General features: G+C 64.6%; 15 protein-coding genes. 7 read left to right on the plus strand and 8 right to left on the minus strand.

From position 1 onward, the window contains the following. The first annotated feature begins 12 nt into the window (after positions 1–12). The 7 genes from thmT (at position 13) to AC07P1_RS10720 (ending at position 6,945) form a co-directional block, all read left to right on the plus strand. Positions 13–204 (plus strand): 2-hydroxymuconate tautomerase, encoded by a 192-nt coding sequence (gene thmT / locus AC07P1_RS10690; RefSeq protein WP_494695779.1) that lies wholly within the window; start codon positions 13–15, stop codon positions 202–204. Positions 205–226: 22 nt separating this feature from the next. Further along, complete coding sequence (locus AC07P1_RS10695; protein ID WP_494695780.1) at positions 227–1,165, plus strand: acetaldehyde dehydrogenase (acetylating); 939 nt, start codon at positions 227–229, stop codon at positions 1,163–1,165. Between the two features lies 1 nt (position 1,166). Then, positions 1,167–2,177 (plus strand): 4-hydroxy-2-oxovalerate aldolase, encoded by a 1,011-nt coding sequence (gene dmpG, locus AC07P1_RS10700; protein ID WP_494695781.1) that lies wholly within the window; start codon positions 1,167–1,169, stop codon positions 2,175–2,177. 33 nt (positions 2,178–2,210) lie between these two features. Beyond that, the gene (locus tag AC07P1_RS10705) at positions 2,211–3,560 is read left to right on the plus strand and encodes an MFS transporter (protein WP_494695782.1); all 1,350 of its coding nucleotides are present in this window, start codon (positions 2,211–2,213) and stop codon (positions 3,558–3,560) included. A gap of 25 nt (positions 3,561–3,585) precedes the next feature. Further along, positions 3,586–4,677: a porin gene (locus AC07P1_RS10710; RefSeq protein ID WP_494695783.1), complete on the plus strand. Its 1,092-nt coding sequence runs from the start codon at positions 3,586–3,588 to the stop codon at positions 4,675–4,677. 119 nt (positions 4,678–4,796) lie between these two features. Then, positions 4,797–5,897 (plus strand): MBL fold metallo-hydrolase, encoded by a 1,101-nt coding sequence (locus tag AC07P1_RS10715; RefSeq protein ID WP_494695784.1) that lies wholly within the window; start codon positions 4,797–4,799, stop codon positions 5,895–5,897. Positions 5,898–6,003: 106 nt separating this feature from the next. Then, positions 6,004–6,945 (plus strand): LysR family transcriptional regulator, encoded by a 942-nt coding sequence (locus AC07P1_RS10720; RefSeq protein ID WP_494695785.1) that lies wholly within the window; start codon positions 6,004–6,006, stop codon positions 6,943–6,945. On the opposite strand, the gene AC07P1_RS10725 is transcribed toward AC07P1_RS10720, so the two are convergent. The 8 genes from AC07P1_RS10725 to AC07P1_RS10760 all read right to left on the minus strand — a co-directional run bounded on the left by AC07P1_RS10725 (position 6,942) and on the right by AC07P1_RS10760 (position 16,047). After that, positions 6,942–7,784 carry a Rossmann-fold NAD(P)-binding domain-containing protein gene (locus AC07P1_RS10725; RefSeq protein ID WP_494695786.1) on the minus strand — a complete coding sequence of 281 codons (843 nt, stop codon included), beginning with the start codon at positions 7,782–7,784 and terminating at the stop codon, positions 6,942–6,944. The two genes, AC07P1_RS10720 and AC07P1_RS10725, sit on opposite strands and share 4 nt — an antisense overlap. A 14-nt stretch (positions 7,785–7,798) precedes the next feature. After that, a complete protein-coding gene (locus AC07P1_RS10730; RefSeq protein WP_494695787.1) occupies positions 7,799–8,848 on the minus strand; it encodes an alpha/beta hydrolase in 1,050 nt (349 codons plus the stop codon). A gap of 49 nt (positions 8,849–8,897) precedes the next feature. Then, positions 8,898–10,022, minus strand: a complete 1,125-nt coding sequence (locus tag AC07P1_RS10735) for an MBL fold metallo-hydrolase (RefSeq protein WP_494695788.1) — start codon at positions 10,020–10,022, stop codon at positions 8,898–8,900. An 86-nt stretch (positions 10,023–10,108) separates the two neighbouring features. Continuing rightward, positions 10,109–10,678 carry a TetR/AcrR family transcriptional regulator gene (locus AC07P1_RS10740; RefSeq protein WP_494695789.1) on the minus strand — a complete coding sequence of 190 codons (570 nt, stop codon included), beginning with the start codon at positions 10,676–10,678 and terminating at the stop codon, positions 10,109–10,111. 138 nt (positions 10,679–10,816) lie between these two features. Then, complete coding sequence (locus tag AC07P1_RS10745; RefSeq protein ID WP_494695790.1) at positions 10,817–11,797, minus strand: aldo/keto reductase; 981 nt, start codon at positions 11,795–11,797, stop codon at positions 10,817–10,819. Positions 11,798–11,854: 57 nt separating this feature from the next. Then, positions 11,855–13,396 carry a class I SAM-dependent methyltransferase gene (locus tag AC07P1_RS10750; RefSeq protein WP_494695791.1) on the minus strand — a complete coding sequence of 514 codons (1,542 nt, stop codon included), beginning with the start codon at positions 13,394–13,396 and terminating at the stop codon, positions 11,855–11,857. 232 nt (positions 13,397–13,628) lie between these two features. Then, positions 13,629–14,609: a 2-dehydropantoate 2-reductase gene (locus tag AC07P1_RS10755; RefSeq protein ID WP_494695792.1), complete on the minus strand. Its 981-nt coding sequence runs from the start codon at positions 14,607–14,609 to the stop codon at positions 13,629–13,631. Between the two features lie 100 nt (positions 14,610–14,709). Next, positions 14,710–16,047, minus strand: coding sequence for an MFS transporter (locus tag AC07P1_RS10760; protein ID WP_494695793.1), 1,338 nt, complete (start codon positions 16,045–16,047; stop codon positions 14,710–14,712). Between the last annotated feature and the right edge of the window lie 59 nt (positions 16,048–16,106).

Below are 16,106 nucleotides of genomic sequence, written 5' to 3' on the forward strand. Positions count from 1 at the left end.
AAGGAATCGACCATGCCCATTATCCACGTCCATTTGATGGAAGGCCGCAGCGACGAGCTCAAGGAGGCGCTGATCGGCGCCATCACCGACGCCACCGCCGCCACGCTGGGCGCCAAGCGCGACAGCGTGCGCGTGCTGCTGCACGAACTGCCGAAGAACCATTTCGGCATCGGCGGCCAGAGCGCCAAGGCGCTGGGCCGCTGACACCACACACAGGGGGACCATCATGAACAAAAAAATCAAGGTAGCGATCATCGGCTCCGGCAACATCGGCAGCGATTTGATGATCAAGGTGATGCGCCACGGGCGCCACCTGGAAATGGGGGCGATGGTCGGCATCGACGCCGCCTCGGACGGCCTGGCGCGCGCCACGCGGCTGGGCGTGCCGGTCACGCACGAGGGCATCGAGGGCCTGCTGGCGATGCCGGGCTTCGCCGACATCGGCCTGGTGTTCGACGCCACCAGCGCCGGCGCCCACCACCGCCACAACGCGCTGCTGCAACAGCACGGCAAGCAGGTGATCGACCTGACGCCGGCCGCCATCGGTCCCTACGTGGTGCCGGTGGTGAACCTGGAACAGCAGCGCGGCGCCCGCAACATGAACATGGTCACCTGCGGCGGCCAGGCCACGATCCCGATCGTGGCGGCGGTCTCGCGCGTGGCCAAGGTGCACTACGCCGAGATCGTGGCGTCGATGTCGAGCCGCTCGGCCGGCCCCGGCACCCGCGACAACATCGACGAGTTCACCGAGACCACCTCGCGCGCGATCGAGTCGGTGGGCGGCGCCACGCGCGGCAAGGCCATCATCGTGCTCAACCCGGCCGAGCCGCCGATGATGATGCGCGACTCGGTGTACTGCCTTTCCGACCTCGCCGACCAGGCGCGGATCGAGGCGGCGGTGCTGGAGATGGTCGAGCAGGTGCGGCAATACGTGCCCGGCTACCGCCTCAAGCAGCGCGTGCAGTTCGAGGAGTTCGGCGCCGGCCGCGAGCTCAACATCCCGGGACTGGGCCTGCTGGGCGGCCTGAAGACCTCGGTCTTCCTGGAGGTGGAGGGCGCCGCGCATTATCTGCCCGCGTATGCCGGCAACCTCGATATCATGACCAGCGCGGCGCTGGCCTGCGCCGAACGCTACGCCGAGCATCTGCACTACCTGGAGAACTGACATGAACGACAAGAAGCTATATATCTCCGACGTGACGCTGCGCGACGGCAGCCACGCGGTACGCCACCAGTACTCGCTGGCGCAGGTGCGCGAGATCGCCGGCGCCCTCGACCGGGCCGGCGTCGACAGCATCGAGGTCGCCCACGGCGACGGCCTGCAGGGTTCCAGCTTCAACTACGGCTTCGGCGCCCACACCGACCTGGAGTGGATCGCGGCGGCGGCCGACGCCGTGCGCCAGGCCAGGATCGCCACCCTGCTGCTGCCCGGCATCGGCACCATCCACGACCTGAGGAACGCCCACGCGGCCGGTGTCCACGTGGTGCGCGTGGCGACCCACTGCACCGAGGCCGACATCGCGCGCCAGCACATCGCCTGCGCCAGGGAGCTGGGGATGGACGCCGTCGGCTTTCTGATGATGAGCCATATGATCTCCCCGGCGGAGCTGGCGCAACAGGCCAAGCGCATGGAGTCGTACGGCGCCGGCTGCGTGTATGTGGTCGACTCCGGCGGCGCGCTGACGATGGACCAGGTGCGCGCGCGCTTCCGCGCCTTCAAGGACGTGCTCAAGCCGGAGACGCGGACCGGCATCCACGCCCACCACAACCTGAGCCTGGGGGTGGCCAACAGCGTCGTCGCGGTCGAGGAGGGCTGCGACCGCGTCGACGCCAGCCTGGCCGGCATGGGCGCCGGGGCCGGCAACGCGCCGCTGGAGGTGTTCATCGCCGCCGCCGCGCGCCTGGGCTGGAACCACGGCTGCGACCTGCTGGCGCTGATGGACGCGGCCGACGACATCGTGCGGCCGCTGCAGGACCGTCCGGTGCGGGTCGACCGCGAAACGCTGGCGCTGGGCTATGCCGGCGTGTACTCGAGCTTCCTGCGCCACGCCGAGGCGGCGGCGGCGCGCTACGAACTGAAGACCGTCGACATCCTGATCGAGCTTGGCCGGCGCCGCATGGTCGGCGGCCAGGAGGACATGATCGTCGACGTCGCACTGGATTTAAGCCGGCGTTGACCGGCCTTAACGAAAAACCAAGAGGAGACAAAAATGACTATAAAAAATACAGTAACGGTCGACCAGATCATCGGCGCCAGCAAGTTGTCGGGCTACCAGATTCTGGTGCTGGTGTTGTGCTTTGTGGTGGTGGCGATCGACGGCTTCGACACCGCCGCTATCGGCTACATCGCGCCGGCGCTGACTCAGGAATGGGGGCTCAAGCCGGCGCAATTGGGCCCGGCGTTCGGCGCCGGACTGTTCGGCCTGATGATCGGCGCCTTCCTAATGGGTCCCATCGCCGACCGCATCGGGCGTAAGGCCGCCATGCTCATTAGCGTAGCCGTGTTCGGCGCCGGCACGCTGTTTTCGGCCACCTCGAGCTCGCTGGAGATGTTGACCTTGATACGATTCCTGGTGGGCATCGGCCTCGGCGGTGCCATGCCCACCTGCATCGCGCTGACGTCCGAGTATTCGCCGCAGCGCCAGCGCGTGCTGCTCGTGACGCTGAGCTTTTGTGGCTTCACGCTCGGTTTCGCGCTAGGCGGCGCGTTGTCGGCGCAGATCATCGTCCATTACGGCTGGCGCGCGGTACTGGTGGTGGGCGGGGTGGCGCCGTTGCTGTTGCTGCCGGCATTGTGGCTGTGGCTGCCCGAGTCGGTGCGCTACCTGGCTGCCGACCCCACACGTCAGCGGGCGCTACACAAGATCGTGCGCCGCATCGCCGGTGACAACCGCTGGGACGACCATGAGATCGTGGCCGGCGACGCGGTTGGCAAAACCAGCTCGCCGATCGCGCTGCTGTTCGTCGACGGCCACGCCAAGGCCACCCTGCTGGTGTGGGTGGCGTATTTCTGCTCGCTGTTCGTGTTCTATCTGCTGTCGAGCTGGCTGCCGACCATCATGCGCGGCGCCGGCTACTCGATCCCCGACGCCGCCCGCATCGCCGCCATGGTGCCGCTGGGCGGCACCATCGGCGCGGTGCTGCTGGCGCGCCTGATGGACAAGGTCAATCCCTGCCTGGTGCTGTCGCTGACCTACCTGTTGTCGGGGGCGGCCATCGCCGCGCTGGGCCATGTGATCGCCGAGCCGGGCTGGCTGGCCTTCGTCGCCTTCGTGGTCGGCTTCGGCGTGGTCGGCGCGCAGACCGGCATGAACGCCTTCGTGGCGGGCATTTATCCGACCCCGGCGCGCGCCACCGGCATCAGCTGGGCGCTGGCGGTGGGGCGCATCGGCTCCATCGTCGGCTCCATGATCGGCGGCGCGCTGATGGCCGCGTTCGCCGATCCGGCGTCGTTGTTCCAGATGGTCGCCATCCCGACCGCGCTGGCCGCCGTGGCGCTGTACGCCATCAACGCCCGCTACCGCAAGCCGGCCGGCGGCGCCGTGGTCAACGCCCATTGAATACCAAATAAAAATGGAGACAACAATGAAAACCAGCATACGCCGGGCGCTTGCGCTGCTCGCCGTCTCGACCGCGTCGAGCGCCATGGCGCAAAGCTCGGTCGTCTTGTACGGGCTGCTCGATACCGGCCTGGTCCACACGACCAACGCCAGCGCCGCCGGCGCCTCGGCGACCAGGATGCCGTCGCTGACCGGCTCCTTCCCGTCGCGGCTGGGCTTTCGCGGCACCGAGGACCTGGGCGGCGGGCTGCAGGCCGTCTTCACGCTGGAAACCGGGATCTTGCTCGACAGCGGCGGCATCAGCCAGGGCAACCGCCTGTTCGGGCGCCAGGCCTCGATCGGCCTCAAGGGCGATTTCGGCACCGTGACCCTGGGCCGCCAGATCAACATGACGTTTATCTCCATCCTCAAGTCGGATGTGATGGGGCCGAACCTGTTTTCGATCAGCAGCATCGACGGCTACTTTCCGAACGCCCGCAGCGACAACGCGGTCGGCTACCTCGGCAACTTCAAGGATCTGGTGGTAGGGGCCACCTACAGCACCGGCCGCGACACGTCGGCGGCCGGCGGACCGGGCGCCACCGGTTGCCCGGGCGAGGTCGCCGGCAACGGCAAGGCGTGCCGCCAGGTCACCGCCTTGCTGGGCTACGAGAAGCCGGCGTACGGCTTCAACGTCGTCTACGACATCTTGTATGGCAACACCGGCGCGGCCGGCGGCTTGACCGGCAGCGACAACAGCGACCGGCGCATCGGCGTGCATGGCTATGTCAAGACCGGCGCGGTCAAACTGGGCGGCGGCATGGTCGACCGGACCACGCGCGCCGTCGCCGGGCTGTCCGAATCGGACTTGTACTATGCCGGTGTCACCTATGCCTTGACGCCGCTGCTCACCTTCGACACCCAGGTAGCCCGCCGCGACCTGAAACGCAGCGACGCGGACGCCACGATGCTGGTCGCCAGGGTGACTTACAACCTGTCGAAACGCACCGCCGTGTACGGCGGGCTGGGCAGGATGAAAAATTCGGGGCTATCGGCCATCGCGCTCGACGCCGGCGGCACGGTCGGCGCGGGCATGACGCAGAACGGGGTGATGACGGGCCTGCGCCATTCCTTCTGATCGGGCGGTATCGGTTCTGGAGGTGCCCGGCTGGGCATTTCCAGTCAAATAGACGTTGTTTTCAAGTGTGTTCATGAATGTTGAAAAATGTGTATCTCAGAGCCGGGGTTGGAGCGCTGTTGCTGCTGGCCGTGGGTCTTTTGCAGTCCTGCTCAACTTTCGTGCCGAGCTTTGGCGGGCTGCCCGACGGCCGCAGACTCGAACGGATCGCCGCGTCGCCGAATTACGCCAACGGCGCGTTCCGCTACCCCGGCACGACGGCGTCATGGACCGGCGCCGGGTCGCCGTCGCCCGTGAAGGAAACCCCGTCCGGCGTGGACGAACGGCTCAGGCCCGACCATCCGTTGCCCATCGTGCGCACCGATTTGTCGGCGCTGGATATCCGCCGGGATGTGGTGGTTTGGCTTGGTCATTCAAGTTATTTCATCCAACTGGCCGGCAAGCGTATCCTGGTCGACCCGGTGTTCAGCTCACACGCTTCGCCCGCGCCGTCGATCGCGCGCGCGTTCGACGGCGACGCCCTGTTTTCCACCTTTCCCTTCCGCGCCGACCAGATGCCGGAGATCGACTATGTGCTGATCTCGCACGACCACTGGGACCACCTGGATTACGCCACGCTTACCGCGCTCAATTCCAAGGTGAAGGCGATCGTCACCCCGCTGGGCGTCGGCGCCCATCTCGAGCGCTGGGGCTACGCGCCGTCCAGGATTCATGAGGGCGACTGGAACGAGCAAGTCACTCTCGAGCCCGGCTTGACCATCCATATCCTGCCGGCGCGCCACTTCTCCGGCCGCGGCCGGCGCGGCAATCAAACCTTGTGGGCGGGTTTCCTATTGGAGACGCCCAAGCGGAAGATCTTCTATAGCGGCGCTGGCGGCTATGGCCCCCATTTCGCCGACGTCGGTAAACGGTTCAAGGGTGTCGATCTGGCGCTCATGGAAAGCGGCCAGTACGACGCGCGTTGGCCCCGGGTGGACATGACGCCGGAGGAGGCGGTACAAGCGGCGCTGGACGTGCGCGCCAAGGCTGTGATGCCCGCCGGTTCGGGACGTTTCGCGCTGGCCCACCACGCGTGGGACGAACCCTACGAGCGCATCTCGGCGGCGAGCCAGGGAAAACCGTTCCGGCTGCTCACGCCGATGATGGGCGAGGTGGCCGAACTGGATAATGCCAGCCAGTCTTTTTCCCCCTGGTGGAAAAAGCAGGCGGCGGGAAAATGATGCCGGCCGGGGAGCGTTGTTTTCAGATGTTTTTGCCGTGGCCGGCTGGTATATTTTCCCGTTCGGAAATAGACTGGCGGGATGATCAGAAACCCACCACTGCGCCATGAAAACGGATCTTAATTTGCTGCGCCTGCTGGTGGCGGTATACGACACCGGCAGCGTCACCGCCGCCGCCGCCCAGTTGAAGATGAGCCAGCCGGCCGCCAGCGCCGCGTTGGCGCGCCTGCGCGAATCGCTCGGCGATCCCTTGTTCATCCGCCAGGCCGGGGCGATGCTGCCGACGCCGCGCGCGCAGCGCGTGATCGGCAAGACGCGCGAGGTCATCGGCCTGATCGACGCCGATATTTTACGCAGCGCGGCCTTCGATCCGGCCCAGTCGCGCGACGAGTTCGTTTTTTGCCTGAGCGCGATCGGCGAGATCGTGTTCCTGCCGGCGTTGTTTAATTATTTGCGCAAGGCTGCGCCGCAGGCCAGGGTGCGTTCGGTCAGCCTGCCGCCGCCGCAACTGGAGGAGGCGTTGAACCGGGGCGAGGTGGACCTGGCGCTGGGCTACTTCCCGGATATCAAGCAGGGCAATATGTTCCAGCAGCGCCTGTTCTCCCACAGCCTGGTGTGCATGGTGCGCACTGGCCACGCGATCCAGGGGCCGCGCATGACCCTGGACCAATTCACCGAGGCCGAGCACGCCTTCGTCCAGGATGGCGGGCGCAGCCAGGAGATGTTCGAGGCGGAACTGGTGTCGCGCAAGATCGTCCGCAACATCGTGCTCAGGACCTCGCACTATATGAGCATTCCGACCATCATCGCCGATTCGGACCTGGTGGTCGTGTTGCCGCGTCCGGTCGGCAACGCCTTCGCCGACTCGAGCAAGGTGCGGGTGGTGCAGACCCCGGTGGAGATCCCATCCTACGACTTGAAGCAGCATTGGCATCGCCGTTACCACGACGACGCCAAGTTGATCTGGTTGCGTTCGGTGGTGACGCAACTGTTCGCCGACCAGGACGCGCGGGCCGGCACGCCGCCCGCCCCGGCGCCGATGGACTAGTCGTCCGCCGGCGCGCCGGCGCCGCCCGGGTTCCAGACGCCGCCGGCGGCGGCCCGGCGGGCGTAGTCGGCGAAGTCCCTGGGCTCCCTGGCCAGGACTTGCCGCACGCCGTCGGTGGCGGCGGCGAACCGGCCGCCGACGATGTCCGTATACATGTCGGCGTACTCGGCCGGCAGGCCGCTGGCGCGCAACGACGCGCGGCACTGGTCCATGGTGACGGCGTCGAAGCGTATCCCGCGGCCGGTGGCCGCCGCCAATTCACCGGCGACGTCGGCAAAGCTCAGCGGACGCGGGCCGGTCAGCTCGTAGGTCCGTCCGATGTGGCGCTCGTCGAGCAAGGCGGCCACGGCCACTTCGGCCACGTCCCCGACATCGACGAAGGGCTCGCTGGCATCGCCCACCGGCAACGCGATGCGCCCGGCCAGCACCGCGTCGAGCAAGAATCCCTCGCTGAAGTTCTGGTTGAACCAGGCGGGGCGAAGGATCGTCCAGTAGGCGCCGGACGTCCTGACGCCGTTCTCCACCAGGGCGTGCATGCGCTCGTCGCCACGCCCGGACAGCAGCACTTGCCGGCGTACGCCGTGGGCGACGGCGAAGCGGGAGAACGCGCCGATGCGCTCGCCGGCTTCCGGGTCCGTGAAGTCGGGATAGGTGATGTAGGCGCGGTCGACGCCTTCGACCGCGCGCGCCCAGGTCGCCGGGTCTTCCCACACGAAGGGACGATAGGCGCGGCGCGAACCGATGCGGATGGATCGGCCGAGGGCGGCAAGCAGTTCGACCACCCGGCTGCCGGTTTTGCCGTTGCCGCCGATGACCAGGGTTGGGGATAGAGATTGCATGGACGGCTCCCGCGTCACTTCAAATAGGTTTGGTAGAACCGCGCGAATGTCTCGACCGCGCGGTCGACGTATTTGGGATTGTCATACAGGTCGAAATGGGAGGCGCCGTCCATCACCAGCAGGTCTTTTTGGGACGAGGCGGCACGCTTGTACAACTCGTGCCCATCGAGATTGGAACCGAAGGCGCCCGGCTGGCTGCCGACGACGATTTGCAACGGCTGGGTGAGCAGCATTTCGGTGAGATAGAAGGCATCGTAGGCCATCACCGCGTCCATGCTGACAAAGCGTATCTTGTTTTGCCAGTTCGGGTGCTGCCCCCGGGGCGTGCGATAGTACTGGTAGGATTCGCGCACGTCGATGTCGGCCGCGTCCTTGCTGTCGTCGGCTATCCACGGCAGTATCATCGGCTGCGCGCCGCGCGCCTCGGCGGTGCGTTGCTTGGCGATCGTATCGAGGGTGGCGATGGTCGCCTCGCCGCCGGCGGCGCGATTTTCCCGGCCGCCGTTGACGGGCACCGCCACGCCGACGGCCTTGAGCCGGCGCTCCGTCATCGCCGCGCTGACCGCGTAGCCGCCGCCGGCGCAGATGCCCAATACCCCGATGCCTTGTTCATTCACATACGGCAGGGTGACCAGGTAGTCGACGGCGCCGCGGATGTCCTCGACGCGCGCGATCGGATCTTCCTTGTAGCGGGGATGGCCGCCGCTCTCGCCCTGGAAAGAGCCGTCGATGGCGATGGTGATGAAGCCTTTCGCCGCCAGTTTCGCCGCGTACAGCCCCGCCGTCTGTTCCTTGGCGCCGCCGGCCGGCGGAATGGTGATGATCGCCGGATAGGATTTGTTTTTGTTGAACCCCGCCGGGTAGTGGACGTTGCCGACGATTTTGGTGCCCATCATGTTCTTGAAGGACACTTTTTTGACGGCTGCCGGCTGGCCGGCCGGCGTGGCCGTTTGCGCGTAGGCGGCGGTGTGCGCCGATGAAAAGATCAACGCCGAGGCCATCGTCAGCGTCAGGGTCTTCAATGTGGCGTTGACTAGCTTGTTGCTTTGGTTTGGGTTTTGCATGGCAGCTCCTATTCGGTTGGATGAAAAACTACGGTGAAACGGGGGGAGGTTACTTTTCTTGCGCCTTGCTTTTCCACCAGGGCGAAAAAGAACCGGCGGCGTTATCCAGTTCGGCCACCTCGCCCATCATGGGCGTGAGCAGCCGGAACGGTTTGCCCTCGCTGGCGGCGGAAATGCGTTCGTAGGGCTCGTCCCACGCGTGGCCGGCCAGCGCGAACCGGCCAGCGTGCGCCGGCATCACCGCTTTGGCCCGCACGTCCAGCGCGGCTTGCACCGCTTCCTCCGGCATCATGTGGACCTGCGCCCAGTGGGCGTCGTATTGGCCGTTTTCCATGATCGCCAGGTCGACCCCGGCGAACCGTTTGCCGATGTCGGCGAAATGGGGGCCGTAGCCGCCGTCGCCGCTGTAGAAGATCTTGCGCCCGGGCGTCTCCAGCAGGTAGCCGGCCCACAGGGTTTGATTGCTACGCCAGCCGCGGCCGGAGAAATGGCGCGCCGGTAAGACATGGATGGTCAGGCCCGGTTCCAGCGTGATTTGCTCGTTCCAGTCGGCCTCGTGGATCTTGGCCGGCGCGTAGCCCCACCGCTCGAGATGCGCGCCGACGCCCAGCGGGGTGATGATGGCCTTGACCTTCGGGTTGAGCGCGGCGAGCGTGGCGTAGTCCAGATGGTCCCAGTGATCATGGGAGATCAGCACGTAGTCGATCTCCGGCATGCGGGCGGCGGAGAAGGGGAAATCGGCAAACAGGGCGTCGCTGTCGAACGCGCGCGCGATCGCCGGCACCGGCGAGACATGCGAACTTAACACCGGATCGAGCAGGATGCGCTTGCCGGCGAGCTGGATGTAATAAGTCGAGTGGCCAAGCCAAACCACCAAATCCTTGCGGATATCGAGCGCCGACAGATCGGTGTGGACGATGGGCAGGGAGTGGTCCGGTCGGACTGGTTTGCTTGCGCCGAACAGCGTTTCCTTCAAATACGAGCTTGAACCTCCGCCGGTCCACAAATCCGTCGGCAGGTAGTACTGGAACTCGCCATTGGCGTAATTGCGGGACGAGGTGGTCCGTTCCAGTCTGGAGCCTTCCGGCAGCTTGCCAAAGCTGGGCAGGAACGATGTGCAAGCCGGTAAAAGACCGACGGCCAGCAGGAGCAGCAGCGCGGCTCCGGTTCGCAAACATATGTTTTTAACTGTCATATCAACCATTCATTGGGCGTGATTGCTCACTCATTTAAAGGCCGCGGTGCTATAACCGCGGATACTCAGGTGTCGCCATACATTTTCCACATCGCGGAAAATCCGCTGACCTTATACATTTCCGCCTCCTGTGGCGCGCGGGCGGCAAAGGCCATGGTGGTGTCGGCAATCGCGATGAAGACCGCTTCCGCGAACTCGCCATCGCACCGGAACAGGGCGTTGTCGGAAAAACCGGTGGCGACGTCCAGGTCGGGGAAATATTCGTTCGCCTTGGCCAGGGTCGCGGGCGTGAGAATCGATGAAATCGCGATTTGATTCACCGCTTTGCTCAGCACCTCGTTGGCGATTCCCCAGTCGATATAACTATCCCACATCAGGCGCACACGGTCGCGAAATGGCGCGGCGGGGGCGTACGTGCGCATCATCGCTTCGCCCATTCCCTGTTTGATGTGGAGGTAAAGCTCGTTCAGCAGCTCATCCTTGTTGGCGAAATATCTGAACAGGGTACCCTCGGCCACGCCCGCCTTCTTGGCGATCAACGAGGTCGGAGCGGACGCCAGCCCGTGCCCGGCCACAGCCTCCGCGGCGGCCGTCAAAATGGCCAAACGTTTTTCTTCACTTTTCGGACGAGCCATGGGTCTTTTCCCGCCGACGCAAGGTCTGGGCGCTTGGGTAATGATAGTAATCACTCATTATAACCTTCATGCAATTGCCCCGCCAGTCGGTTTCCTGGGGGAGCCGATTGGCCGGCGATTTGCGCTGGCCGCCACCTGTTAGAAATAGGTCGGCATGCGCGTCGCGTACGGTTGCTCGAGTGCCGCGAGTTCCTCGCAGGTCAAATCCAGATCGAGCGCCGCCACCGCGTCGGCCAAGTGTTGGGGTTGGGTCGCGCCGACAATCGGCGAGGTCACGACGGGATTGTTTAACACCCAGGCCAATGCGACGGTGGCCATGGACACGCCGCGCGTCGCCGCGATCCTTTCGACCGCGTCGACGATCGCGCGGTCGCTGTCGAGGTACAACGGGCGGTCGGCCATATCCTTTGCCGGGTTTTCCTTGCCCCTGGTGGTGCCGGTCCGGCCCCAGGGACGCGCCACCAGGCCCGCCGCCAGCGGACTCCAGGGGAGGGAACCCACGCCCTGGTCCGCGAGCAGGCCGAACATTTCCCGTTCCTCCTCCCGATGCACCAGGTTGTATTGGTGCTGCATGGTCGCGAAACGTGTCCAGCCATTGTGCGCGGCGGCGGTTTGCATCTTGGCGAATTGCCATGCCCACATGGAGCAGGCGCCGATGTAGCGGGTCTTGCCGGCTTTTACCAGGTCGTGCAGCGCTTCCATCGTCTCTTCCACCGGCGTGGCGGGATCGAAGCGGTGGATCTGATACAGATCCACATAGTCGGTGCCGAGACGCTTCAGCGAGGCGTCCATCTGCTCCATGATCGCCTTACGGGACAGGCCCGAGCCGCCGGGGCCGCCGTGCATGGGAAAGTGGAGTTTGGTCGCCAGCACAAGGTCGTCGCGTCGCGCGTAATTGGCGATGGCGCGCCCGATAATTTCCTCCGAAGAGCCGAATCCGTAGACGTTTGCGGTATCCCAAAAATTGATACCAAGATCGAGTGCCTGTTTCAAGACCGGCTGCGAGTCTTTCTCATCCAGTGTCCAGGTGCCCTGCAGGGCTGGCTGACCAAAGCTCATGCAGCCCAGTGCGATGCGGCTTACCTTTAAGCCGGTACTGCCAAGTTGTGTATAGTGCATGGTTTTTCCCAAGGTTAGGTTACTGCGTGGTTTTTACGACTTGCTTTGCAAATGTGCTTACACTATTTTGAGGTGCCGCCAGACGGGAAGTTTTTCTACCCAGAATTTTTCAGCGATTCTCTTGAGCTCCGGCAAGCTGTCCACTGCCGCCCCGAGCGTGGGGCCCTCCCGTAGCATGCGCCTGCGGATAGGGGCCATCGTCTGCCATGCCAGGCGCGCGATTGCGGAGGGCGTCTGATCTTCCGGATTCAGGACCATGCAGAGGTAGAACAGCCGCTCGATGAAATTCGCCGTGACGCCGCTGCCCAGCAACGGCGCGCAAAGTGCCTCGTGCTCGTCGCCGTAGCGTACTTGCGCGGCCAGTGTGTGGTTCAGACGCCGGGCGGCATCATCGGACGAGGTAGTGTTTCGAGCGAAATAGAATTCCACCTGATTGGACGCGCACAGCAGCACACCGATCTGCGCCAGCTCATCCATCCCCAATCGCGCCAGCGTGGGGAGTTCCGCAAGTTCGCCCAGCGTGTGCGGCCGCGCGGCCAAAGCGTCGAGGACCGCGTTATACAAATCGGCGTTGCCGTTGAATTCCCCGAGCGAAAGCTTGATTTCGCATGTGGCTCTTGCGCGCGGGATCGTCAAGACGAGCCCTACGTTTTCCAGCATCTCCGCTTGCCGCACCTTGCTCATGGGCTGCGGGCCACGCACGAACACGTCCTTGCGGAAGGAAGTGTTCAGGAGATAGTCTTTTAATGTCTCGCGCATGTTCGGGTTCGGGATCCGGGCGAGTAGCGCTTGCCTGTGCTCGTTCAGGTACAGGTCGGGATAAGCGAAGGGGAGATCGGCCGACCCTGCGAATGCCAGCTTGGCGCCGGCCAGATCCCGCGCCACGTCGGCGTGGAATAGCGGTTGCCAGTGTTGATGCATGTATTCATGCACCAGATAGTTCGGTTTTGCCGTGCGCAGGCTATCCCTGTGGGTCCGCAGCCCCGGATTCTGTATAAGGTAAGCTGCCTGTGCATGGTCAAGTTCGTTGATCAGTTCAGTCCCGCCTTTCATTTGAAGCTCGCTATGATTGGGAAACAGGTCCGCGTACTCCTTCAGCAGACGTTGTAGCGGCAGCGCGGGCGCCCAGCCGGGCATCGAGTTGTAGCTGACGTAGACGATGCCGCCGGGCTTCAGGTGGCGGTCGATAAACCGGATGATATTGCGCCGGTTTTCCTCGCTCACCCAGGTATAGATGCCATGCAGGGTGATGAAATCGAACTTCGGCAGGTCCAGGCCACCGCTCGCCAATTCCTCGAAGCTGTTTTCCAGGAACGTAAGGTTTGGCAATCGCGCTTCCATCGCGAGGCGGGTCGCGCCGCCCACGTGGGAAGGATTAAAGTCGGCGGCGAAAAACCTCCCCTCCGGGTTGCCGGCCGCGAGCATTTTCGCGGTCAAGCCACGGCCAAACCCCAGTTCGAAGTAGTGGAACCGCTCGGTTATCGCCACTGGTTCGATGCCATTGAGCAGACAGACCAAATTCAGCCATGCCGGGCTTTGCTCGCGATAAAAGCCGGCTGTATATTCAACGTCCGAGGCATATCCCGCAGTCCAATCCATATGATTTCCCATTGTGTGGTCCCATGCGTTTGAGCATCACGCCAAGCGCGCTACTTGCGTTGGCGGTTAATTAATGACCGAGTGATCACTCATTATAGATGTACAGCATGGCGTTGGCAAGTGATATCGGCGCTGTCTGTATGTGGCGGCCATCCGCGCTCATCCTCGGCGCGTACGCATGTTGCCAGTGGGGGGCGATCCGTTACACCGATCACCCCATCCCGAGGGCATTTTAATGTGGATACAGGCCGTGCACCCGGCCGAACAACCGGGTCAGGCCGAGCAGGGCGTCGATGTGGGGCGTGGGCAATTGCAGCCGCTGGCCGATTTCGCGCACGGCGCCCACCAGCGCGTCCAGTTCCAGCACGCGGCCGGCGTCGGCGTCCTGCAGCATCGAGCTTTTGAAGGCGCCCAGCTTGCGCGTGACCTGGTGGCGCTGCTCCGGCGTCTCGTCGATGTGGCAGCCGATGCGGTCGCCGATCAGCGCCGCCTCGCGCATGGCCGCGCGGCAGAACTCGGCCACCAGCGGATCGTCGAGGATGCGGTCGGCGGTGGCGCCGGTGATGGCCGACACCGGGTTCAACGTCATGTTGCCCCACAGTTTGTACCAGATGTCGTAGCGGATGTTGTCGGAGACGGTGACGTCGAACCCGGCGCCGCCCAGCAGCGCGCCGAGCTGCCGCGCGCGGGGCGACTCGCCGCCGCCGGGCTCGCCGATGATCAGGCCGTTGCCCATCTTGTGGGCGACCAGGCCCGGCTCCGGCGACGAGGTGCTGGCGTGCACCACGCAGCCGAGCACCTGGGCGTAGGGCAGGGCGGCGGTGATCGTGCCTTCCGGATCGACGCTGGCCAGCGGCTGGTCGCCGATGGCGGCCACGCCCTGGCCGAACCACCATGGCACGCCGTTCATGGCCGGCAGGATCACCGTCTCCGGTCCGATCAGCGGACCGATCTCGCGCGCCACGGCCGTCAAACCCTGGCCCTTGACGGCGACGATGACCACGTCCTGGCGTCCCAGCTGCGACGCATCGTCGCTGGCGCGGGCCGGCGCCGTGGTCAGCACGTCGCCCTGGCGCAGCCGCCAACCGTTTTCTTGCAGCGAAACGAGTGCCGCGCGGCGCGCCAGCACACTTAAATCACACGCGGCCGCAGCCGCCAGACGGGTGCCGATGAAACCGCCAATGGCCCCGGCGCCGACGATACATACTTTCATGTTGTCTCCTCTGAAAGAAAAGGGGCCGCGATGTGCGGCCCCGCCTCCTGAAGCAGGTGTTATTACATCTTATTATTTGCTAAGTATATATCACTCTATATCAATTGCGAATATCAAGCCTGCGGTTCAGGCTCAGCGCGGCAAGCGAGGCCACGGCGCCCGACAGCAGGTACAGGCCGACGTAGGCCAGGCCGAAGTGCGCCGACACGCCCAGCGCCACCAGCGGCGCGAAACCGGCGCCGACCAGCCAGGCGATATCCGACGTCAACGCCGCGCCGGTGTAGCGGAAGCGCTGTTCGAAGTTGGCGGTGACGGCGCCGGCGGCTTGCCCGTAGGACAGGCCCAGCAGCGCGAAGCCCACCAGGATGAAGATGTCCTGGCCGATTTCGCCGCCGTCGATCAACGACGGCACGGCCGCGCTGAAGACAGCGATCATGATGGCCAGGGTGCCCAGCGTGCGGCGACGGCCGTAGCGGTCGGCCACCAGGCCTGAAATAATGATGCCGATCGTCATCAATACCACGCCCACCATCTGTACCTGCAGGAAGCCGGACACCGAGCGCGGCGAATACAGGCTGATCCAGGACAGCGGGAACACCGTCACCAGGTGGAACAGCGCGTAGCTGGCCAGCGCGGCGAGCGCGCCGATCAGGACGTTGCGGCCCTGTTTGCTCAGCAGTTCGACCACGCTGACCGGCTCCAGCTGGCGCTCGTCGAGCAAGTGCGAGTATTCATGGGTGGTCACCAGGCGCAGGCGGGCGAACAGCGCGACCACGTTGATGGCGAAGGCCACATAGAACGGATAGCGCCAGCCCCAGTCGAGGAAGTCCAGCGAGCTCAGGGTGGCCATCATGTAGGCGAACAGGCCGGCCGCGATCAGGAAGCCGATCGGTGCGCCCAGTTGGCCCAGCATGGCGTACCAGCCGCGCTTGTTTTCCGGCGCGTTGAGGGCCAGCAGCGACGGCAGCCCGTCCCACGAACCGCCCTGGGCGATGCCCTGGCCGATGCGCAGCAGCGACAGGATGACGATGGAGGTCGTGCCCAGCGACGCGTAGTCGGGCAGGAAGGCGATACCGGCGGTGGAGACGCCCATCACCATCAGCGCCAGCATCAGCTTGGCTTCCCTGGTGAACCGGTGTTGTACTGCCATAAACGCCACAGTGCCGAGCGGCCGGGCGATAAATGCTAGCGAGAAAATCGCGAAAGCGTATAGTGTTCCGTCAAGGCGGCTCTCGTACGGGAAGAACACCGACGGGAACACCAGCGCCGAAGCGATCGCGTAGACGAAGAAGTCGAAGTATTCGGAGGCGCGGCCGATGACCACGCCGATGGCGATTTCGCCCGGTGAAATATCCCCATCCCTGGCATTGATGTTACGCGCGCCCTGGCTGGTTTGATGCTCTGGGACGACGCCCGTTAATGTAGTCGTATTGGCCATGGTCTCGTCTCGTAAGTAAATTAGTTTTTATTACGATCATGTCCCCGGACCACTAGGAC

Source organism: Duganella sp. GW821-FHT07F09 (assembly GCF_059418705.1).

Excerpts from the sequence above, each read along its gene's own strand:
- thmT (WP_494695779.1), top strand. The coding sequence starts at position 13 with ATGCCCATTATCCACGTCCATTTGATGGAAGGCCGCAGCGACGAGCTC.
- AC07P1_RS10695 (WP_494695780.1), top strand. The coding sequence starts at position 227 with ATGAACAAAAAAATCAAGGTAGCGATCATCGGCTCCGGCAACATCGGC.
- dmpG (WP_494695781.1), top strand. The coding sequence starts at position 1,167 with ATGAACGACAAGAAGCTATATATCTCCGACGTGACGCTGCGCGACGGC.
- AC07P1_RS10705 (WP_494695782.1), top strand. The coding sequence starts at position 2,211 with ATGACTATAAAAAATACAGTAACGGTCGACCAGATCATCGGCGCCAGC.
- AC07P1_RS10710 (WP_494695783.1), top strand. The coding sequence starts at position 3,586 with ATGAAAACCAGCATACGCCGGGCGCTTGCGCTGCTCGCCGTCTCGACC.
- AC07P1_RS10720 (WP_494695785.1), top strand. The coding sequence starts at position 6,004 with ATGAAAACGGATCTTAATTTGCTGCGCCTGCTGGTGGCGGTATACGAC.
- AC07P1_RS10725 (WP_494695786.1), bottom strand. The coding sequence starts at position 7,784 with ATGCAATCTCTATCCCCAACCCTGGTCATCGGCGGCAACGGCAAAACC.
- AC07P1_RS10730 (WP_494695787.1), bottom strand. The coding sequence starts at position 8,848 with ATGCAAAACCCAAACCAAAGCAACAAGCTAGTCAACGCCACATTGAAG.
- AC07P1_RS10740 (WP_494695789.1), bottom strand. The coding sequence starts at position 10,678 with ATGGCTCGTCCGAAAAGTGAAGAAAAACGTTTGGCCATTTTGACGGCC.
- AC07P1_RS10745 (WP_494695790.1), bottom strand. The coding sequence starts at position 11,797 with ATGCACTATACACAACTTGGCAGTACCGGCTTAAAGGTAAGCCGCATC.
- AC07P1_RS10750 (WP_494695791.1), bottom strand. The coding sequence starts at position 13,396 with ATGGATTGGACTGCGGGATATGCCTCGGACGTTGAATATACAGCCGGC.
- AC07P1_RS10755 (WP_494695792.1), bottom strand. The coding sequence starts at position 14,609 with ATGAAAGTATGTATCGTCGGCGCCGGGGCCATTGGCGGTTTCATCGGC.
- AC07P1_RS10760 (WP_494695793.1), bottom strand. The coding sequence starts at position 16,047 with ATGGCCAATACGACTACATTAACGGGCGTCGTCCCAGAGCATCAAACC.